Genomic DNA, 20,465 nt, shown 5'->3' on the forward strand with positions numbered 1-20,465 from the left:
GCACTTGTCGAGGGCAGGGACCTGCCCCAGAACCCCCCGGCCTGGGCCCGGCCGGGTACGCTGGGCGCATGTTCGCTTCCCTGCCCCGCCGGGCCACGCTGCTGGCGCTGCTGGCCCTGGGTCCGGTCCTGGCCCTCTCCCCTGCCCCGCTGCGCTGGCGTGCCCCCGCCGCTCTGCTGGGCTTCGACGGTCAGGGCCGGGTGGTCACTGCCCCGCTTACCCCGGACCGGGGCCCCGACTTCGCCCGGCTGGACGTGCGCGACCCCGGCAGCGGCGCGGTCACGCAGACCCTCTCGCTGCCCACCGCCAAGGCCGGCCCGCCCTTGGCGCCGGCCTGGACCCCTGACCTGGGCACGGTGGCGTGGCTGAGCCAGCCGGGCCCCGGACAGCCACCCGCCCTGCACCTGCGCCGGGGCGACACCCTGCGCACCCTGGGCGGCCCGGGGCAGGGCCTGGAGGGCGCCCAGGTGCTGGCCCTCAGCCCGGACGGGAGCGCGCTGTACGTGGGGAATTTCAACGGCTACGTGCAGGTGTGGGATATGGCAAGCGGGGAGCGGGTGCGCACCCTGCCGCAGAAAAGCTGGGGCGTTGAGCGCCTGCAGTCCAGCCCGGACGGCACGCGCCTGTTCGTGGGAACCCGGGGCGCCTTCACGGTATACGACACCCGCACCTGGGCCGCCCAGGTCCTCCCGGACGCGTTTGCCAAAACGCCCCACTCGCTGGCCTTTACCCCCGACAGCCGCGCCCTGTACGTAGCGGACGGCCATGACCCCGTGCGCCGCTACGACCTGACCCAGCCTGGGCGCCTCACCACCCTGCCGCGCCCGACCGGGCCCTGCGACGTGCCCTTCTGGCAGGGCCGCTGCGCCGCGGGCCCCGTCACCCTGAGCCTGAGCGCCGACGGCCGCACGCTGCTGGTGGGGCACTTTAACGGCCTCGCCGTGGTGTACGACGCTGCCACAGGACAGGAAAGGGGGCGGCAGGCCGGCACCACCCCCTTTTTCACCACCATGACCCCGGACGGGCGCACCCTGCTCAGCGGCGGGGTGATGGACACCCCCCTGCAGGCCCGGACGCTGCCCCAGGCCCCTTAAGCCATGCCCAGCGCCCGCTCCAGAAAGGCGTAAATGTCGGCGGCTTCCTCGATCACCAGCGCAGTGGGTTTGCCGGCCCCGTGGCCCGCGCGGGTCTGAATGCGCAGCAGCACCGGGGCGTCGCCCCCCTGGGCACGCTGCAACTCGGCGCCGAACTTGAAGGAATGGGCGGGCACCACCCGGTCATCGTGGTCGCCCGTGGTGATCAGGGTGGCAGGGTAGGCCACGCCCCCTTTCAGGTTGTGCAGCGGCGAGTAGGCGCGCAGCACCTCGAACATCGCCGGGTCGTCGCTGCGGCCATAGTCGCTGGCCCAGGCCCAGCCGATGGTAAAGAGGTGGTAGCGCAGCATGTCCAGCACGCCCACCTGCGGCACGGCCGCCCCGAACAGGTCCGGGCGCTGGGTCAGGCAGGCGCCCACCAGCAGGCCGCCGTTGCTGCCGCCCTGAATGGCGAGCCGCTGCGGCGTGGTCCAGCCCCCGGCAATCAGGTGCTCGGCGCAGGCGATGAAGTCGTCGAACACGTTCTGCTTGTTGCCCAGGGTCCCGGCCTGATGCCACTCTTCACCGTATTCGCCGCCGCCGCGCAGGTTGGCCTGCACATACACCCCGCCGCGTTCCAGCCACGCCAGCCGCGAGGGACTGAAGGCCGGAGTCAGGCTGATGTTAAAGCCGCCGTAGCCGTACAGCAGCACCGGATTCGTGCCGTCCCGGGGGGCGTCGCGCCGCGCCACGATGAACAGGGGCACGCGCGTGCCGTCCTTGCCCGTGGCAAACGCCTGCGTGATCTCGTAGGGGCTGGGGTCAAAGGTCAGTTCGGGGGCCGCCAGCAGCTCGGGCTCGCCACCGGGCAGTTCCAGGCGGTAGGGCCTGTTGGGGCTCAGGAAGGACGCGAAGCCAAAGAACACCTCCGCCGAGTCAGGGCGGGTGCTCAGGATCACGGTCCCCAGGGCCGGCAGGGCAATGTCCCGCCGCTGGGCGCCCGCGCGGTCATGCAGGGTGAGGCGGTGGCTGGCGTCGCGCAGGGTCAGGGCCAGCAGGCCGTCCGGGACCACGCACACCTCTTCCAGCTTGTCCGGGCCCTCTGGAATGAGCGCCTGGCGCTCGCCCGTGACCACGTTCCAGGCCAGCAGGCGGCCACGCGGGGCATCTTCGTCGGTCTGCACGAACAGGGTGTCGCCGTCGCTGCCCACCATGCGGTACGCGGCGCAGAACTCGGAGACCAGCTCGGTGAACGGCCCGTCCGAATCCAGGGGGCGCACCCACAGCGGCCCGCGCGGATCGGTGCCCTGCCAGACGTGCACCACGAGGTAGCGGGCGTCCTCGGTCACGCTGGCGTGAAAGCCCCAGTCGGGCTGATCGGGGCGGGCCAACACCAGGGCGTCCTCGGCCTGCGGGGTGCCCAGGCGGTGCAGCAGCAGGCGCTGGTGGCGGTTGGCGCCGGTCAGCGTCTCACCGGGCGCCGGGGCGTCGTAGGCGCTGTAGAAAAAGCCGCTGCCATCCGGAAGCCACGCCGCGCCGCTGAACTTGCTCCAGCCCAGCTCGTCGCCCAGGTCCTGCCCCGTGGCGACGTCCCGCACGCGCCACGTCTGCCAGTCGCTGCCGCCGCTCTGGGTGGCGTAGGCCACCATGTGGCCGTCGCGGCTGACCGCCGCCTGCACCAGCGCCACTGTGCCGTCCTCGCTCAGGGCGTTGGGGTCCAGCAGCAGGCGCCAGGGACCGCGCGGGTCCCCGGCGGTTTCCAGGACGGGCTGGTTCAGGAGCCCCGGGTTGTGCATGCGGAAGGAGCGCCCCCCGCGCGACCAGGGAATGCCGGGGCGGGCATAGTTCCACAGGCCGGCCAGCCGCTCGCGGTACTGCGCGCGGCCCGGCAGCGCGGCCAGAAAGGCTTCGGTGGCCTCGTTCTGCGCCGCCACCCAGGCGCGGGTGTCTGGGCTGTCGGGGTCTTCCAGCCAGCGGTAGGGATCGGGCACAGCCACCGCCTCGCCGCGCGCATTCGTGTACAGGTCCACATGATCGCCCCGGTGGGACACCGGGACCGGCCGCTGCTGGGTGGAGGTCACAGCCGTCATTGTGTCAGGGGCACGCCCGCCGCGCATCGGCCGATCCGCGCAGTGCCGAGCAGCCCAGTGCAGATCGGCGGGGAGGGCAAACGTTGGGGGCCGCGTTTGCCTGGGCAGACGCGGCCCCTCCTGGATGCTCTTTATTTCTGTTCGGTGTAGGCCCCCAGCCGGCGGAAGCGCGCCGCGCGGCTGCGCTTCAGGTCGTCCGGGCTCTGCGCCATCAGTTCGCGCAGGTGGCGGCCGACCGCCTCGCCCACCGCCTGGGCCGCCGCGTCGGCGTTGCCGTGTGCGCCGCCCGCCGGCTCGGGAATCACCTCTTCCACAATGCCCAGCTCCAGCAGGTCCGGGGCCGTCAGCTTCAAGGCCTCAGCGGCCAGGGGGGCCTTGCTGGCATCCTTCCAGATGATGCTGGCCGCGCCTTCGGGAGAAATCACCGAGTACCACGCGTTTTCCTGAATCAGCACCCGGTTGCCCACGCCGATGGCCAGCGCGCCGCCCGATCCGCCCTCGCCAATCACCACGTTCACCACCGGCACGCGCAGGTTCAGCATGCGGCGAATGCTCTCGGCAATGGCCCAGCCCTGGCCGCGCTCCTCGGCTTCCAGGCCCGGATAGGCGCCCTGGGTGTCCACCAGCGCCACCACCGGCAGACCGAATTTATCGGCCAGGTCCATTAGGCGCACGGCCTTGCGGTAGCCCTCGGGGTTGGCGCTGCCGAAGCGGCGCTTGATCTTGCTTTTCGTGTCGCGGCCCTTCTGCTGCAGCAGCAGCATGACGGGCACGCCCTGCCAACGCGCAGGTCCGCCGATCAGGGCGGGGTCGTCGCCGTACCGGCGGTCGCCGTGCAGTTCGGTGAACTCCGTGCACAGGCGGTCCACGTAATCCAGCGCCGTGGGGCGCCCCGGGGCGCGGGCCAGTTGCACCCGTTCCCAGCGGCTGGCGGGCTTCCTGGCCTGCTCGGCCTTCAGGCGCTCGACCTCGGCCCGCAGGGGGATGATGGCGGCGTCGAGGTTCTGCCCCGTTTTCTGGGCGGTGCCTTCCAGGTCTCGCACGCGGGCTTCGAGTTCGCGCAGGGTGTCCACAGTCTTGCTCATACGCCCGCCTCTGCAGGGGTGTCCCGGCGGGTGAGCAGACCCAGCAGCGAAGCCAGATACGCGCGGTGCTCGCGGCGGTCCACCACGGCGTCCACCATGCCATGTTCCAGCAGGAATTCCGCGCGCTGAAAGCCTTCGGGAAGGTTCTGGCGAATGGTCTGCTGAATCACGCGCGGGCCGGCAAAGCCAATCAGGGCGCCGGGCTCGGCCACGATCACATCGGCAATGGTGGCGAAGCTGGCAGTCACGCCGCCCGTGGTGGGGTCGGTCAGCACGCTCACGTAGGGCAGGCCCCGCTCGGCCAGGGTCTCCAGCGCCACGGTGGTTTTGGCCATCTGCATCAGGGACAGCGCACTTTCCTGCATGCGGGCCCCGCCGCTGGCGGTCACGATCACCAGCGGCGTGCCGGCCTCGGCGGCGTGTTCGGCGGCGCGGGCGATTTCTTCGCCCACCACGCTGCCCATGCTGCCGCCCGAAAAGGCGAAGTCCATGACGGCCACCGTGACCGGCAGCCCCCAGATGGTGCCGCGCCCGGTCAGGATGGCGTCGGGGCGGCCTGTCTTCTTCTGGGCGCGGCTCAGGCGCTCGGGGTAGCTTTCGGTGTCCTGAAAGCCCAGGGCGTCGGTGGGCTGCACCCGGCCAGAGTGCTGCTCAAAGCTGCCCTCGTCCAGCAGCACAGTCACGCGCTGCGCGGCGTCCAGGCGCAGGTGGTGGCCGCACTTGGGGCACACGAAGGCGCTGGCTTCCAGTTCGCGGTTGTACAGCCCCTCCTTGCACGCGGGGCACTGGGTCCACAGGTCGGGCACGTCGGTGCCCGGCTGCAGTTGCGGGCGACGGCGACGAAAAAATCGGTCAAGGGCCATGCGGTCAAACTCCTCTTCTAGGATGAACTGCCTACCCGCGCATTCTAGGGCGGGCACCCGGCGGGGGCTGCACCGGGTTCAAGTGGCCGCGTGACCCGACTTCAGCGCAGCTTGGCTTTCAGGTAGTCGTCCAGCTGCGCCAGTTGCAGGTTCACGTCGCGGCTCAGGGCGTCCACCCGCGCACTCAGGGCCGCCACCTCGCCCTTCTGCCCAGTACCCGAACCGGCTTCAAGCGCCTGCAGGCGGCGGTCCAGGTGCTCTTGCAGCTGGGCAAAGCGGCTGCCCTCCTGGCTGTCCAGGCTCACGCGCAGGGCCTCCATATCGCGCAGCAGCCGGGCGCTGTCGGCCTGGGCGCGAAGGCCCGTCAGGCCCGCCCAGAAGTAGAACAGCAGCATCAGCAGGGTGGCCAGGATCAGCAGCACCAGGCCCATGGGCACGCCCCGGTAGGTCACGAAGCCCAGGCTCAGGGTGTGCGGGTACATCAGGGCGTTGGTGTTCAGCACCGCAAACAGACCCAGCAGCACCAGCAGGGCGATCAGCACAGCGGTCCGCATATGGGGGCAGCGTACACCGCTCCCTCCGGCGCGCCACTTGCGCAAACGTTCACGCATCCGCCTTTTCGGGGCCGCGCCCGGTGTAGGCTGCAGCTTGTATGTCACTCGTCGTGCTGGTCACCCTTCCCCCGGAACGGGCGCTGGATCTGGCCCGGATTCTCGTCAATGAGCATCTGGCCGGCTGCGTGAACATCGTGCCTGGCCTGCAAAGCGTCTACCGCTGGCACGGCGAGGTCGCCGAGGACCCTGAAAGCCTCCTGCTCATCAAGACCACCGGCGAGCAGTACCCGGATCTGGAGGCGCGCATCAAGGCCCTGCACCCCTACGAGGTGCCGGAAATCATCGCCCTGCAGTACGACCGCGCCCTGCCCGAATTCCAGACGTGGCTGCTGGGCGCTCTGGAGCCGAAGCAGAGATAGAGCCGTGCCCCACGTAGAGGCGCGCCGCCTGGGTTCTGCCCAGCGGCGCGCCTCAAGCCTCAAGGCCCTTACTGGAACTGGCTGAGTACCACGCTCACGTCTTTCAGGGTGAATGCCATGGTGCAGCCGGCCAGCTCGTTCTGGGTCGCGCGGATCTTGGCCTCCACCGACGCGGTGTTCTTGCCACCCGAGGTCAGGACGGTAAAGAAGTTGACCACCGTGCCCGCATCTGGGGCCGCCACACTGAGGGTCCCGGCCGAGACGTCATAAGCGGCGGTGCCCACGCCTTCGGACTTCTTGGTGAGGGTAAACGCCGCCAGATCGCGGTCGGCGCCGCTGTCGAACGACGCCTTGTTGGTGGCGTCGCTGGCCTCCAGTTTCACGCGGCGCACCGTCAGGTTCACCTGCTGGGGCTTGGCGCACAGGCCGTTGACATCCACCTTGGCAAAGCCGGTCTTGAACTCCAGACCTCTGGGCTTGATGTTCAGCGGCAGCTCGGGGATGGTGATGTCGTCAAAGGGAGCACCAGCAGTGCTGTAGCTCACGGTGCCCACCACGGCTTCGATGGTCAGCGGCGAGGACGCCACGAGCTGTTTGCCCTCCAGGCCAGCGGGGTTGCTGACCGTCTGGGGCGGGATAAACGAGCCCACGACCCGCCCGCACCCAGACAGGGCCAGCGCAGCGCTCAGGGCGGCAACCGAAACAACGATCTTTTTCATAGGAACTCCTTCAAACACACTGCGGCCAAAGGGCGAACTGCCTGGACCCCTCAAGTCTACAGAAGTGATGAAGGCCGGCCGATGAAGTGGCTCACGTCTTGGGCGGTGCAACAAAAATCCCCGCCACAGCGGACGGGGGATTTCTCTTGTGGCGGGCCCTGTAGGACTTGAACCCACGACCTACGGTTTTGGAGACCGCCGCTCTACCAACTGAGCTAAGGACCCTTTTTCTCGCGCCGACTGGGGCGCGGGCCTGTGCAGAGTAGCAGAGGCCCCAAAAGCGTGCAAGAGGCAAGGGTGAGCCGCAGCACTGTCCGTTCAGCCCGATCACTGGCCTACAGTACCCCTGCGCCAAACGGCCTAGGCGGTGCCCAGCCCGGGCCCAGATGCTCTAGGTTGAACGGTGATGACAGCCAAACTTGCGGCGCAGCGGCCACGGGGCGCGGGGGCGCGGGCCGCCCAGGTGCTGGAGGCGCTGGAGACCCTGTACCCCGACGCCCGCACTGAACTGGACTTTCAGACCCCTTTTGAACTGCTGGTGGCCACGGTGCTCAGCGCCCAGGCCACGGACGTGAGCGTAAACGCCGCCACCCCTGCCCTGTTTGCCGCCTACCCCGACGCCCACGCCATGAGCGAGGCCCAGCCCGAGGACCTGGAGCCCCTGATTCGCCGCATTGGCCTGTACCGCGCCAAAGCGCGGAATCTGGCGGCGCTGGCCCGGCTGCTGGTGGAGCGCCACGGCGGCGAGGTCCCCAACGACTTTGACGCTGTGGTGGCACTCCCCGGCGCCGGACGCAAAACGGCGAATGTGGTCCTCAGCAACGCTTACGGCTACCCGGCTATTGCCGTGGACACCCACGTGGGGCGCCTGAGCCGCCGCCTGGGCCTGAGCGTGCAGACCAATCCGGACAAGGTGGAGGCTGACCTGCAGGCCCTCTTTCCACGCGAGCGCTGGGTCTTCCTGCACCACGCCCTGATTCTGCATGGGCGCCGGGTGTGCACCGCGCGCAAGCCCGACTGTCCGGGCTGCGTCATGAACACCTTCTGTCCCAAAGTGGGGGTGGCGTGAAGGGACGCGGCCTGTCGTGGCGCTTCTCGCGGCAGGTGTGGCTGTTCCTGAGCTCGGTGTTTGTGTTCGGCCTGTCGCAGGCCTTTACGGCGCTGTTCCTGAATTTCTACCTGCGCGCCCTGGGCCTGGGGGCCGAGTGGCAGGGCCTGCTCAACGCCCTGCCCGCCGTGACCCTGGCCGCCCTGAGCCTGCCGGCAGTGGCGCTGGCCCGGCGCATCAGCAACGCGCACACGCTGAAGGTGGGGGCCGTTCTGGGCCTTGTGGGCACCGCCCTGCTGGTGCTCGCCAACGGCCCCGCGCTGGTGGTCCTGGGGGCCATCGTGCAGGGGGCGGGCGCCGCCCTGAGCATCGTGGCGGGCTCGCCCTTCATGGCCAACCAGAGCGACGAACGCACCCGCGTGACCCTGTTTAGCGTGCAGAGCGCCCTGATGACCGGGGCAGGGTTTCTGGGCAATCTGCTGGGCGGGCAGGTGCCGGCCGCCTACGCGGGCTGGACCGGCACCGAGCCAGACGGCCTGGGCGCCCTGCGCGCCGCGCTGGCGGTGGCTGCCGGGCTGCAGCTGCTGGGGCTGGTGCCGGTGCTGGGCCTGAAGCCCAGTGGCAAAACGGTGCGCGAAGGCCGCAGTTTTCGTGTGCAGGACAAGCGCACCATGGCCCGGCTGGTGTTGCCCAACATTCTGGTGGGGCTGGGCGCTGGGGCCACCATCCCCTTCCTGAACCTGTTTATTGAGGGCAAGTTCGGCATCAGCTACGCCGGGCTGGGCACGCTGTTCGCCTGGACCAGTCTGGCCACCGCCGCCACCGCGCTGCTGCAGCCTCTGCTGGTGAGGCGCCTGGGGCAGCTGCAGGCGGTGCTGCTGGTGCAGGCCAGCAGCCTGCCGTTCCTGGCCCTGCTGGGCTTCGCCCCCAGCCTGTGGCTGGTCACGGCCGCCCTGTTTACACGCGGCGCCCTGATGAACGCGGCGGGCCCGGTGTACTCCGCCTACGCCATGACCGCGCTGCCCGAGGATGACCGCCCCATGTACTCGGCAGTGAACGTGATCGCCTGGGATCTGGGCTGGGCCGCCAGCAGCGTCCTGTCCGGCGTGGTGCGCGGGGCGCTGCCTTTCTCGGCGGCCTTTCACGTGCTCTTTGCCTGGACGCTGCTGATGTACGCTGCCAGCGTGGTTGCCATCTATCTGGGGCTGTACCGCCCGGCGCGCCTGAAGGGGGCCCTGGCCCCGGTTTCACCGCCTGCCTGAACGTGCACGCCCGGAAGGGGGGTAGACTGCAGGTGATGAGTGACACGTCTCCCCTTCGCCGCCTGCACCGCGTTCAGGAGCTGGACCTGAACCTCGACCGCCTGCGCGACGAGGAACACAACATTCCTGACGATCTGCGCGCCGCCCGCGCCGAGCAGGAGCGCCTGAACAACGAGCTGGAAGACACCGAAATCACCCTGGAGGGCGTGGACAAGCAGGTGCGCCAGCAGGAACTGGACCTGGCCGGCACCCGCGAGCAGATTGCCCGCGCCCGCGAAGAGCAGGAAAAGAACGCCTTTGACGCCCGCGCGCAGTCGCAGTACGGCAGCCGCATTCAGATGCTCTCCGAACGCGCCGACGAGATGGAAGAGGACCTGGGGCCCCTCAAGGCGCGCCAGCAGGAACTCAATGAACGCTCGGCCGCCCTGCGCGCCCAGCACCGCACCCTGCGCCCCACCCTGAATGACCTGGAAACGCGCGACGAAGCCCGCGTGCAGGACCTGCGCGACCAGGGCGCCGCTGACCGCCAGGAACGCGCCGATCTGGTGGCGGCCCTGGACGCCCGCACGGTGCGCGAATACGACCTGATCCGCCGGGCCAAGAAGGGCCTGGGCGTGGTGGAGATCAAGGCCGGGCGCTGCAGCGGCTGCAACGTGAACCTGCCCGTGAACGTGCAGCAGAAAGCCGCCCAGGGCAAACTGCCCCCGGTGAAGTGCCCCAGCTGTGGCCGCTTCCTGATCCGCCTGGATCTGGCGTAGGAGGAGAACAGAAACCGTGCCCCCAAGCTGTTTTGGGGGCACGGTCTTATTCATCGCTGGAAAAAGGTTTTAACCGGGTAATAAGTCCAATCCGAGTTCTTGCAGAAATTTATTGTGTTCCTGAGTGGCCTTGCGGATGCGGTCCTCCAGGGCCATCAGATTGTCATGCACCGCCCCCAGGTCGATTTCTTCTTCTGCTTTATCGGTGCTGACATACCGGGTGATGTTCAGGTTGTAGCCGTTCTGCGCGATTTCGTCCAGCGGCACCCGGCGCGAGTAGTGCGCCTCCTCGCGGCGTTCCCGGTAGGTGTCCAGAATTTTGGTGATGTCTTCGGGGCGCAGTTCGTTCTGGCGCTTCTTCTTGCCGAAGTGCTCACTAGCATTGATGACCAGCACGTCATCAAACTTCTTGCACTTTTTGAGGACCAGAATCGCCACCGGGATGCCCGTGGAATAGAACAGGTTGGAGGGCAGCCCAATGATGGTGTCAATGTGGCCATCTTCCAGCAGTTTGCGGCGAATGCGTTCTTCTGCGCCGCCCCGGAACAGGACGCCGTGCGGCAGGATAATCGCCATCGTGCCCATCGGCGCGAGGTAGTGAAAGCCGTGCAGCAGAAAGGCGAAATCTGCCGCCGACCTGGGCGCCACGCCATAACTCTTGAAGCGGGCGTCCTGCGCCGTCGCTTCGGTGGGCTCCCAGCGAAGGCTAAAGGGCGGGTTGGCGACCACCGCGTCGAATTGCGGCTTGTTGGCGGGGTTCTCATCCTTAAAGATGTCCCAGTCGTTGCTCAAAGTGTCGCCGTGAAAAATCTCGAATTCGGTGTCCTTGACGCCGTGCAGCAGCATGTTCATGCGGGCGAGGTTGTAGGTCGTGATGTTCTTTTCCTGGCCGTAAATCTTGCCGATATGGCCCCCGTGCGCCTCCACCGTGCGCCGCACGTTGAGCAGCAGCGACCCGGAGCCGCTGGTCATGTCCAGCACACTGCCCAACCGCTTCTTGTACCCCAGCGCGGGGTCCTGGCTATCGAGCGCCACGATGCCCGACAGCACACTGGACACCTGCTGAGGCGTGTAGAACTCGCCGGCCTTCTTGCCCGACCCCGCCGCAAACTGCCCAATCAGGTACTCGTAGGCGTCGCCCAGCACGTCGGAATCGGTCGAGAACCCGCTGAGGCCCTCGGCGATCTTGCCCACGATGGTGGTCAGCTTCTTGTTGCGTTCCGCCTGGTTCTTGCCCAGCTTCTCGGAGTCCAGGTTGATCTCGGAGAACAGCCCGGCAAAGTTGTTGCCGAACGATTCTTCCTCGATGTACTTGAACCCCCGGCGCAGCGTGGTCAGCAGCTCCGGGCTCTGCTGGCGGGCCAACCCGGCAATGTGGCTCCACAGCGACTCGGGCCGGATCACGTAATGCACCCGCCGCCGCATCAGATCCTCGAACTCGGCAATGTCGTCCGGGTTGGCGTCGTAGAAGGCTTGCAGGGCATTGCCGCCCGCCGCCACCACCGGCCAGTCCTCGCCCAGCTCACGCTGCGCCGCTGCCTCGTAGTTATCGGACAGGTAACGGAGGAACAGGAAGGCCAGCATGTAGTCGCGGAAATCGTCGGCGTTCATCGCGCCGCGCAATTGGTCGGCAATCCCCCAGAGGGTCTTGCCTAATTGGTTCATTTGTTGGTCGGTCATGGTGGCTCCATTTTAATGAAGTAGCTTCGTTAGCTCAGTGAAAAGTTGTACTTATTTTTAATGTCTTCGAATATTGATTTAAATATATCCTTCTCTTCATCGGACACATTAGTGATCTCATATAAAGAGTGTTTGCCATGGCTCCGCAAATTGACAACTCTATTATAAATACTCCTTTTTTCTTCGTTAGGAATGCAGTCAGAGACAGCATTATATCCAAAGAAAGCAGAAATCTTTTCGAGAACTACTCTCAGCATAGAGAAGTGGTAATAATTTATATTACCACTTAAGTAAGCTGCTTCTAGGTCATTCATTATGGACAGGTGATAGAAAAACGGAACCGATTTTGGCGGGATAAGTGAATATATATTACTTATATCATCCCTTTTAATAACGTAGCTTTCTGTGGTATTCCATTTAAAGCCTTCCAGCTCATTAAGTAATACATTATAAAAGAGTCCATGATGAGTAGAAAAAACGATTTTAATTCTGCTATTATTTTTTTTCTCATCATCTTTATTTCTCATTTTTATATAGTGATCTTTGATTATATCAGCTAAATCGGTTGCTACTAAAATCGCGTTGTTGTCGTCCAATGACGATATTGGATCGTCGATATAAATATATTTTACCCAACCGTATTTTCGATACTCTTCATCACTATATTCAGAATTCCCTACATCCTGATCTTCATCCAGAACGTACTGCATAATGGCTAAAAAGAAGCACCATATAAAAATCCTTTCTTCGCCGCGAGATATTTTGATGCGCGTACCTTCATCTGAATCAGGTGTATCGAAGAATTCTACTGTCCAGCTTTCTTCTGGCTTTTCAACATCATAAGCTTTGAACTCAAAATACACTTTTGCATAGTTTTTAAAGAAATCCCGGATTCTTATCCCGATATCATCATGCGACTCTAAGATAGCAAAAAAGCTCGAATTATGATTTATTCTTAATAGTAAATTTTCATTATCCCATTGAAATAAGTCTTCAGTGTACGAATTAAAGTAAAGCGTATCATCAATTTCGTTGCCATTATCATCTAATATACTACCCCTGGACTTAAATTCCCTAGAGAGACGGGTTTTTCCAACTCCATTGTATGCATACAAAAGAATGAATCGGAGATTTGCTTTACTTATAAAACTACCACGTATTTTACTAACAATTTCCCCAAGATCACCTTGATTTACTTCATTAGGATTGAGCTTCGTCATTCTTCTCTCCCAGTTGCCGGAAATAGCCCTTGCATCAGCCCCCGCTTAAACTCTTGCAGCGCCACTATGTTCTCACCCTGCGCGGTAATGAGGTCATCGAGGGAAGACAGCGCGGCGGCAATGCGGGTCTGTTCGGAGGGCAAAGGGGGAATAGGAATCTTTACAGACTTGATTATTTCTCCGGAAAGATTACCCTGACCACCCTGGATATATAGCGCGATGATTCTGTCTTTGCTGTGCGCTAGAAACTGATACATAAATCTGGTGTCCGTTTTGGGACGTATGCACAGAATAGCTTGGTTTATTGCGCCTCGAATCCTTGAGATGCCTGTCTCGCCACTGTTAGCGCCATAGAGTGCAACTAGCAAGTCGCCTTTATCAACCATTTTGGCAGCAGAATTTGCCAGACCACTCTCAGTAAGAAAAAGCTCCGTAGATTCGGAGGCAATTTCGGCAGAGCGAATAAAGGGAATTCGTCCACCATAATATTCTCTATTTGAAGTTGAGGGCGTTCCACCGCTGAAACTTGTGGATACCTGCCCCACTGTTTTTACTTCCCACTCCCCCGCCCCCTCGAACTCTGGAAAGCGCAGACGGGGCACCCGCTCGCCCTCAGCGGGAAACAGTCCCACCATCAGCCCCCGCTTGTGCTGGCGCAGGGCGTCCTGCCTGTTCTGGTGGGCCGCAATGACGGCATCCAGCGAGGAGAGCGCGGCGGCGATGCGGGTCTGCTCGGGGAGGGTTGGGGGGAGGGGAATGGGAACTTCCGAGAACTGCTTATAACTAATCATTTTGCCGTCGCGCAGCCCTTCAAGATTTTTTGTCAAGTCTTTGACAAATCCAGCATATTTAAAATAGTGCTGAAAATAACCTGTAGCTACTTCTTTAGTGGCGCGCAGAATGATATAGGCCGGGCTACATATCCCCTTGTATCTAGAATACTCTATACCACCTTGAAACGACCTGAGACTGATAATAAAGTCATCTACTTCAACAACTTTATAGCTATCAACACTCTCATTAGTAACAGATACGTGATAATCAATCTCACTTCGAGGAACAGCACCTTTGTCCTGCGTAATGGCGAGGATGGGCAAATCGGAATTATGTTTCTTATTGCTTATCTGGTTGAAAAGCTGGCCCCCAGTCTTCTCTTCCCACTCCCCCTTAAACCCCGGAAACCTCAGCCGGGGCGCGGGTACGGGCCTGGTCTTTAGTTCTTTACTGTTCATAAGCCCCCAGTCCGGCAATATCCCGGCCCTCGGCGCGGCGGCGCAGCAGTGGGGCCAGGTCAGTCATCAGGGCTTCTTCCTTGCGTTTGCGGGCCTTCCAGCCCAGGCCCAGCGGGGCCAGCAGGTCGCCCAGCGCCTGACTGTCGAAAATCAGGCGTTGCATCGTGGTGGCCACAAAGCCCTGTAAGGCGTTCGGGGCCAGCCCGTGGACCTGGGCAAGCGTGGCCAGCTCGCGGGCATTTTTGGCCGCCTTGAAGCGCTCGTACCCCGCTTCAATCTCTTCTCTGCTCTGGCCTCTGCCCGTGGGCAGGCTCGTGATGTATTCGGTAATCTCCTCGCGCTCGTTCAGGAACTTGGCGTCCGCGCCAATCAGCTCCAGCAGCTTCTCGCGGGTCACGCGCTGCTGCTCGGGGGTGTCGTTGGTCGACTGGGCCAGCAGCGTCATGATGTAGTCGTAATCAATAATTGCGGAGGCAAACAACACGAATTCAAAGTCCAGGTCGGCGACTTCGGGTTCGGGCTGGGGCTTGTCCTGCTTGGCTTTGAGCTTCTGGGCCACTTCCAGGTAGGCCCCCCGGAAGGCTTGCAGCTCGTCCCGGGGCAGGGTGGCGTCAATGGTGCGCCGGTCGTCTTCGGTCAGGTCGGTGTACTGCTCCAGCTGGGTGCTCAGGCGCTGCACTTCCTTGAACAGCTTCACAAACTGCACCTGGGCCGCGTCGCCCTTCAGGTTGTGGACCTGGTCCGGTGTGGGACTCAGGTCGTGAATATCCATAAACTGCGCCACCTTCCTCACGGCCTTTTGCAGCTCCCCTATGACCACGGGGGCGGGCTCCACCAGCCACATCTTGCGGGCGGCGTCCTTGTCGCTGGCGTCAGAAAACAGCTTGATGGCGTCGTCCACGGCCTCTTGCTGGCCCCGGAAATCTAGAATGTTGCCGTAGGGCTTGGTGTCATTCAGGATTCGGTTGGTGCGCGACATGGCCTGAATCAGCCCGTGATGTTGCAGCTTTTTGTCCAGATACAGCGTGTTGAGGTACTTGGAGTCAAAGCCGGTCAGCAGCATGTCCACCACGATCACCACGTCAATCTTGTTCTTGTGGGCGTAGTCGCGATTGGCGTACTGCTGGTCTTTGATGCGCTTTTGCACGTCCTGGTAATAGGCGTCGAACTCGGCCAGGCGGTGGTTGGTGCCGTATTTTGCGTTGTAACCCTCAAGAATGCGCTCTAGCGCCTGCTTTTTGGCCTCGGGGTTTTGCTTGTTGTCTTCGCGCTCCTGGGCCAAGTCCTCCGCCAGTCCCCGGGCCTCGGCACCCAGCGAGGGCGGCGGCGAGAAGACGCAGGCCACATTCAGAGGCACATAGGCCGGGTTTTCCTCCTGTTTCCTGGCCTGAATCTGGGCAAACTTATCGTGATACTCAATGGCGTCATCAATTGAGGCCGTCGCCAGAATGGCGTTGAATTTACGCCCAGCCGTGGCGGCATCATGCTTCTGGATAATCTTTTCGATCACGGCTTCTTTGGGCGGCTCTTGCGGGCCCGCCTGACTGGCCGGCTCGCCTTCGGGCTTGTAGTAGTCCACATGAAAGCGCAGCACGTTCTGGTCGGCAATCGCGTCGGTAATGGTGTAGGCGTGCAGCTGCTGCTGAAAGATATCGGCGGTGGTCTGGTACCGCCCCTGTTTGCCCTCAAACTGCGTATAGCGGGCGTTCTCGTCGAAAATGGGCGTGCCCGTAAAGCCGAACAGCTGGGAGGCCGGGAAGTATTCCTTGATGGCCTGGTGGTTCTCCCCAAACTGTGAGCGGTGGCACTCGTCGAAAATAAACACGATGCGCTTGTCCCGCAGCGGCGCCAGTTGCCCCTGGTACTCCTTCCGGCCCCCGCCGCTCAGCGCCAGCCCCAGTTTTTGGATGGTGGTCACGATGACCTTGTCAGCCTTTTCGCTCGACAGCAGGCGCCGCACCAGGCGGCCGGTGTTGCTGTTCTCCTCCACGCTGCCCGCCTGAAAACGGTTGAACTCCTCGCGGGTCTGGCGGTCCAGGTCCTTGCGGTCCACCACGAAGATGCACTTATCCACGTCGTCGTTGTCCTTAAGCAGCGTGGACGCCTTGAACGAAGTCAGGGTCTTGCCGCTGCCGGTGGTGTGCCAGATATAACCGTTGCCGGTGTTCTGGGCGATACAGTCCACAATCGCTTTGACAGCGTAGATCTGGTAGGGCCGCATCATCAGGAGTTTTCTTTCCGTCTCCAGCAACACCATGTAGCGGCTGATCATCTCGCCCAGAGAGCATTTGGCCAGAAACTGCTCAGAGAATTCGTCCAGTTGGGTAATTTTCTGATTGTTCCTGTGGGCAAACTGATAGATGGGCAGGTACCGCTCGTCAGCGCCCAGGCGGAAATGCTCGGCGTTGTTGTTGGCAAAGTAGTGGGTGCTGGCGCCGTTGCTCACCACGAACAGCTGCAAAAAGCACAGCAGGGAATGACCGTACCCGTTGCCCGCATCGTTCTTGTAGGCCACGATCTGCTCCAGGGCCTTGCGCGGCACGACCTCCTGCGTTTTCAACTCGATCTGCACCACGGGCACGCCGTTCATCAGCAGCATCACGTCGTAGCGGTGGTGACTGCTGTGGGTGTTCATGCGCAGTTGGTTCACCACTTCAAAGCTGTTTTTGCACCAATCCTTGACATTGACCAGCGTGTAGTCGAGCGGCGTGTCATCGTCGCGCAGCATGGTGTGCCTGGTGCGCAGGCGCTTGGCCGCCTCGAAGGTATCAGGCGTGATGATCTGCTCCAACAGTCGAACGAATTCGCTGTCGGTAAGGGTAACGTGATTCAGTGCATTGAATTTCTCGCGAAAATTAGACTCTAGCTTCTCGCGACTGCGGAGATCAGGCCGGTAGATGTATTTCAGATCCTTTAACTTCTCCACAAAGGAGTTCTCGATCTCTTGTTCTGTCATGTTGCTCCCTGGCTCTTCGTTAAAATTCATCCCGGTCAAAGACCGCGGCAATCTGCTCGCGGTCCAGGCCCTGGCCCAGCAGGATCAGCAGCAGCAGGCGGGCCTTGTGGGCGTTCAGAAAGCTGGCCGGAATGGCGCCCGCCGCCACCAGGGTCGCGCCGCCGCCCGCGTAGCCGTAGACCGGCAGCACCGGCCCCGCGTGCGTGCGCGTGGCGATGACCACGGGTTTCTTGGTGGCCTGAATCAGGGGCAGCAGTTCGGCGGGCAGGTTGCCGGTGCCCAGCGCGGCAATCACCAGCCCATCGGCCCGTTCGGCGGCCTCGGCGTAGCCCTCGCCGGTCCAGCCGGCGTAAGCGTACAGGATGTCCACGCGGCTCGTCAGGTGCGCCGGGTGGTAGGTGGCGCGCGGCTCTGGCATGGCGAAGTAGTGCACCCGGGCACGCACCCCCTCGCGGTCAATGCGGCCAATGGGCCCGGGGTACCCGCCAAAGGCGTCCACGGCCGTGGTGTGAATCTTGGTCACGGTGCGGGCATCGAAAATATCGCCGCCAATGACCACCAGCGGGCCCCGGCCCCGGCTGCTGGGGTGCAGGGCCACATGTGCGGCGTCCAGCAGATTCGCCGGGCCGTCCCAGGACACCTCCTCGGCGTGGCGCATGCTGCCGGTCAGGACCACCGGAATGGGCACGTCCAGCAGCAGGTGCAGGGCAAAGGCCGTTTCCTCCAGCGTGTCGGTGCCGTGGGTCACCACCACGCCGTCGTGCGCCGGGGCCAGTTCCCGGATCAGGGCCGCCAGTTGGCCCATGTGCACCGGGGTCACATGCGGGCTGGGCAGGTTGAAGGGCTGGGCGTCTGTGACCTGCACCCCGTCCAGGCCGGGCAGGCTGGGGGGCTGCTGCGGGGTCAGGCCGCGCCCGTCGGGGCTGGGGCGGCTGGCGATGGTGCCGCCCGTGTGAATCACCGCGAGGCGGGGGGCAGGGGTGGACATGCCGGGCATCCTAACGTGCCCACTCGGGCGACTGTCCGGCCGGGCAGGTCAGGCGACCCTACTGGCGGCGCAGGCGCACCCAGACCAGGGCCAGGACAAACACGGCCGCCCCCAGCGGCAGTTCGGCCAGCAGGGCGCTGCCCAGTTCGGCGCCCCCCCGGGTGCGCTGCCACAGGCCAATGCCCACCCACAGCAGAGCGGCGGCCAGGGCAATCAGCAGTTGACGGGCCAGCGCAGGCACGCGCGCCTTACTCCCGGGCGGCGTCAATCAGGGCCTGGGCGCCCTGGTTCAGCATGTCGGCGGCCAGTTCGGCGCCCAGATCGGCGCACTCGCCGGGGTCGCCCTGGGTGGTGCCGCGAATCACCTTGGTGCCGTCCAGCGCGCCCACCCAGCCTTCCAGGGTCAGCACGCCGCCCTTCACGGTGGCGTGCGCGCCCACCGGGGCCATGCACCCAGCGCCCAGCCCGGCCAGGAACTCGCGCTCGGCGGTGATGCGGTCATCGGTGGTGTGGTCGTGGATGGCGTAGGCGACCTCAATGCTCAGGTCGTCGTCGGCGCGGGTTTCCAGGGCCAGGGCGCCCTGGCCAGGGGCGGGCAGCAGAATGTCGGGTTCCAGGAACTCGTCAATGCGGTGGCGCATCTCGGTGCGGATCAGGCCGGCGGCGGCCAGGATGATCGCGTCGTACTCGTCGCCGGCCAGCGCCGCAAGGCGGGTGTCAATGTTGCCGCGCAGGTTCACGATCTGCAGGTCTGGGCGGTAGGCGCGCAGGAACGCCTTGCGCCGCACGCTGCTGGTGCCCACCCGGGCGCCCTGCGGCAGCTCGGCCAGTTTCTTCATGCCTTCCTTGCCGATCAGCACGTCGCGGGCGTCCACGCGGCGGGGAATGGCGCTGACCTCCAGGCCGTCCGGCTGCTCGGTGGGCAGGTCCTTGAGGGAATGCACCGCAATATCAATGCGCCCGCCCAGCAGGGCGTCTTCGATTTCCTTGACCCAGAAACCCTTGTCGCCCTTCTGGGCCATGGCTTCCAGGCTGCCCCGGTTGCGGTCGCCGCCGGTGCTGATCGTCTGGATGCGGAAGTCCGTGTCGGGCCATTCCTCTTTCAGCCGGGCCACCACCCAGTGGGTCTGTGCGAGCGCCAGAGTCGAGCCGCGCGTGCCTACCGTCACCATCCGCATAACCTGACCAGTATACGGGCTGGCGACAGGACAGGCGGTCAGCCCCCGCAGGCACCGGGCACAATGGCGACAGATGACCACCTTTGCCGACTCCTGGCTGTGGGGCGTGGGCCTGAGCTCCGGGCCTCTGGACGCCGCCGATCTGGACCTGCTGCGCGAACTGGGCGTGCAGGCCGCCTGCCTGACCGCGCCCTGGGCCCAGTTGCAGCCCACCGGCCGGGGCCGCCTGAATGCCGGCGCACTGGCCGCCATTGACCGCCTGACCGACGACCTGCTGACCCTGGGCGTGCAGCCGTGGCTGAGCCTGGACGGCGCGCTGCCCCCCACTGTTGACGCCGCCGGGGGCTGGCTGGCCCGCGACACGGCCCACCGCTTTCAGGACTACGCCTATCTGGTGGGCGAGGCCCTGGCGGACCGCGCGGCGGCCGTGTTTACGCTGTGGCCGGTGCTGGGCACGCCCCCGTCGCCGCCGACCCTGCACAGCTTTCCAGCGCACCATCACCGCCTGCTGGGGCACGGCCTGGCCACCCGGGCGCTGCGTGAGGCCGGCGCGCGGCAGGTTGGCCTGGGCCACCACTTCGCCCCGGCGTGGCCCGCCCGCGACCACGACGCCGATGAGCAGGCCGCCGCCCTGGTGGCCGCGTGGCGCAACGACCTGTGCACCGGGCCCGTGTGGCGCGGCGCCTATCCCGCCCCGGTGCTGGAGGTGCTGGGTGAGCGTGCCCCCGCCCTGCTGGACGCCGTGCGCCCCGGGGACCTGAACACCATCGCGGCGCCGCTGGATTTGCTGGGCGTGGGCTACGACCAGCCCGCCTGGGTGCAGGCCCGCCCGGGTGCGCCGCTGGGGCTGGACGTGGGCCCGGTGCCTGACCGCGAGCGCACCGGCGCCGCAGGGTCCGAGGGGCTGACCCAGGTGCTGACTGACCTGAAGGTGCAACTGGGCGAGACGGGACCGCCGCTGGTGGTGGCGCTGGGGGGCGTGTGGGCCGATGCCCCTTTACCGGACGGCCGGGTGCCGGACAGTGGGCGGGTTCGGTTTCTGGAGGGGCATGTTCAGGCGGTGGCGGACGCGGCGGAGCGGGGGGTGGCGGTGCGGGGGGTTCTTGTGGGGGAACTGCTGGACCGGGGGGAAGGGTGGGGGTTGGTGCGGGTGGATGAGGGGACGGGAGAGAGGGTTCGGAAGGGGAGTTTTGGGTGGGTGGCGGGGGTGGTTCGGGGGGATGGGGGATGACGTTTTCTGGCGTTGCCCCCCCCCCCCACCCCCCCAACCCCCGAGGGGCAGGGGGGAGTTTTCCGCTGCGCTCGGCAAACGTTGACTGGCGGTTCGGGGTGGCGTGTAT

The 20,465-nt window shown here is 64.5% G+C and carries 18 protein-coding genes and 1 tRNA gene; 6 read left to right on the forward strand and 13 right to left on the reverse strand.

Going from position 1 to position 20,465, the window contains the following annotated elements; genetic code table 11:
• Positions 1-68: 68 nt before the first annotated feature.
• On the forward strand, positions 69-1,094 hold the full coding sequence (locus KMW22_RS17260; protein WP_221091266.1) for a WD40 repeat domain-containing protein: 1,026 nt from the start codon (positions 69-71) through the stop codon (positions 1,092-1,094).
• Here the strand turns inward: KMW22_RS17260 and KMW22_RS17265 are convergent.
• From KMW22_RS17265 to KMW22_RS17280, 4 genes are all read right to left on the reverse strand, one after another.
• Positions 1,091-3,154 (reverse strand): prolyl oligopeptidase family serine peptidase, encoded by a 2,064-nt coding sequence (locus KMW22_RS17265; protein WP_328774747.1) that lies wholly within the window; start codon positions 3,152-3,154, stop codon positions 1,091-1,093. The genes KMW22_RS17260 and KMW22_RS17265 overlap by 4 nt on opposite strands.
• A gap of 140 nt (positions 3,155-3,294) precedes the next feature.
• Positions 3,295-4,248, reverse strand: coding sequence for an acetyl-CoA carboxylase carboxyltransferase subunit alpha (locus tag KMW22_RS17270; RefSeq protein ID WP_221091268.1), 954 nt, complete (start codon positions 4,246-4,248; stop codon positions 3,295-3,297).
• Positions 4,245-5,111, reverse strand: a complete 867-nt coding sequence (accD, locus tag KMW22_RS17275; protein ID WP_221091269.1) for an acetyl-CoA carboxylase, carboxyltransferase subunit beta — start codon at positions 5,109-5,111, stop codon at positions 4,245-4,247. The genes KMW22_RS17270 and accD overlap by 4 nt, the downstream gene beginning before the upstream one ends.
• A gap of 101 nt (positions 5,112-5,212) precedes the next feature.
• Positions 5,213-5,665: a LapA family protein gene (locus KMW22_RS17280; protein WP_221091270.1), complete on the reverse strand. Its 453-nt coding sequence runs from the start codon at positions 5,663-5,665 to the stop codon at positions 5,213-5,215.
• Positions 5,666-5,763: 98 nt separating this feature from the next.
• Here KMW22_RS17280 and cutA point away from each other — a divergent pair, with 98 nt between their 5' ends.
• Positions 5,764-6,084 carry a divalent-cation tolerance protein CutA gene (gene cutA / locus KMW22_RS17285; protein ID WP_221091271.1) on the forward strand — a complete coding sequence of 107 codons (321 nt, stop codon included), beginning with the start codon at positions 5,764-5,766 and terminating at the stop codon, positions 6,082-6,084.
• Between the two features lie 68 nt (positions 6,085-6,152).
• On the opposite strand, the gene KMW22_RS17290 is transcribed toward cutA, so the two are convergent.
• Positions 6,153-6,803 carry a hypothetical protein gene (locus KMW22_RS17290; RefSeq protein ID WP_221091272.1) on the reverse strand — a complete coding sequence of 217 codons (651 nt, stop codon included), beginning with the start codon at positions 6,801-6,803 and terminating at the stop codon, positions 6,153-6,155.
• A gap of 149 nt (positions 6,804-6,952) precedes the next feature.
• Positions 6,953-7,028 (reverse strand) — tRNA-Trp (locus KMW22_RS17295).
• Between the two features lie 181 nt (positions 7,029-7,209).
• Between KMW22_RS17295 and nth the strand changes: the two genes are divergently transcribed.
• From nth to KMW22_RS17310, 3 genes are read left to right on the forward strand one after another with little or no spacing between them, the layout of a single operon-like run.
• On the forward strand, positions 7,210-7,872 hold the full coding sequence (gene nth / locus KMW22_RS17300) for an endonuclease III (RefSeq protein ID WP_221091273.1): 663 nt from the start codon (positions 7,210-7,212) through the stop codon (positions 7,870-7,872).
• An 11-nt stretch (positions 7,873-7,883) separates the two neighbouring features.
• On the forward strand, positions 7,884-9,113 hold the full coding sequence (locus tag KMW22_RS17305; protein ID WP_221091287.1) for an MFS transporter: 1,230 nt from the start codon (positions 7,884-7,886) through the stop codon (positions 9,111-9,113).
• Positions 9,114-9,148: 35 nt separating this feature from the next.
• A complete protein-coding gene (locus KMW22_RS17310; RefSeq protein ID WP_221091274.1) occupies positions 9,149-9,871 on the forward strand; it encodes a zinc ribbon domain-containing protein in 723 nt (240 codons plus the stop codon).
• Positions 9,872-9,940: 69 nt separating this feature from the next.
• Here KMW22_RS17310 and KMW22_RS17315 read toward each other — a convergent pair whose 3' ends face one another.
• From KMW22_RS17315 to hemC, 7 genes are read right to left on the reverse strand one after another with little or no spacing between them, the layout of a single operon-like run.
• Complete coding sequence (locus KMW22_RS17315; RefSeq protein WP_221091275.1) at positions 9,941-11,551, reverse strand: type I restriction-modification system subunit M; 1,611 nt, start codon at positions 11,549-11,551, stop codon at positions 9,941-9,943.
• A gap of 29 nt (positions 11,552-11,580) precedes the next feature.
• A complete protein-coding gene (locus tag KMW22_RS17320) occupies positions 11,581-12,771 on the reverse strand; it encodes an ATP-binding protein (RefSeq protein WP_221091276.1) in 1,191 nt (396 codons plus the stop codon).
• Complete coding sequence (locus tag KMW22_RS17325; RefSeq protein WP_221091277.1) at positions 12,768-14,003, reverse strand: restriction endonuclease subunit S; 1,236 nt, start codon at positions 14,001-14,003, stop codon at positions 12,768-12,770. The genes KMW22_RS17320 and KMW22_RS17325 overlap by 4 nt, the downstream gene beginning before the upstream one ends.
• A complete protein-coding gene (locus tag KMW22_RS17330; RefSeq protein WP_221091278.1) occupies positions 13,993-16,959 on the reverse strand; it encodes a type I restriction endonuclease subunit R in 2,967 nt (988 codons plus the stop codon). Before KMW22_RS17330 ends, KMW22_RS17325 begins: the two co-directional genes overlap by 11 nt.
• Before the next feature lie 19 nt (positions 16,960-16,978).
• Positions 16,979-17,947, reverse strand: a complete 969-nt coding sequence (locus KMW22_RS17335) for an asparaginase (protein WP_221091279.1) — start codon at positions 17,945-17,947, stop codon at positions 16,979-16,981.
• 58 nt (positions 17,948-18,005) lie between these two features.
• Positions 18,006-18,188, reverse strand: coding sequence for a hypothetical protein (locus KMW22_RS17340; protein WP_221091280.1), 183 nt, complete (start codon positions 18,186-18,188; stop codon positions 18,006-18,008).
• A gap of 7 nt (positions 18,189-18,195) precedes the next feature.
• A complete protein-coding gene (hemC, locus tag KMW22_RS17345) occupies positions 18,196-19,125 on the reverse strand; it encodes a hydroxymethylbilane synthase (RefSeq protein WP_221091281.1) in 930 nt (309 codons plus the stop codon).
• A 73-nt stretch (positions 19,126-19,198) separates the two neighbouring features.
• Between hemC and KMW22_RS17350 the strand changes: the two genes are divergently transcribed.
• On the forward strand, positions 19,199-20,356 hold the full coding sequence (locus tag KMW22_RS17350; RefSeq protein WP_221091282.1) for a family 1 glycosylhydrolase: 1,158 nt from the start codon (positions 19,199-19,201) through the stop codon (positions 20,354-20,356).
• Positions 20,357-20,465 lie beyond the last annotated feature (109 nt).

Source organism: Deinococcus aquaedulcis, assembly GCF_019693445.1.
Lineage (GTDB): Bacteria > Deinococcota > Deinococci > Deinococcales > Deinococcaceae > Deinococcus > Deinococcus aquaedulcis.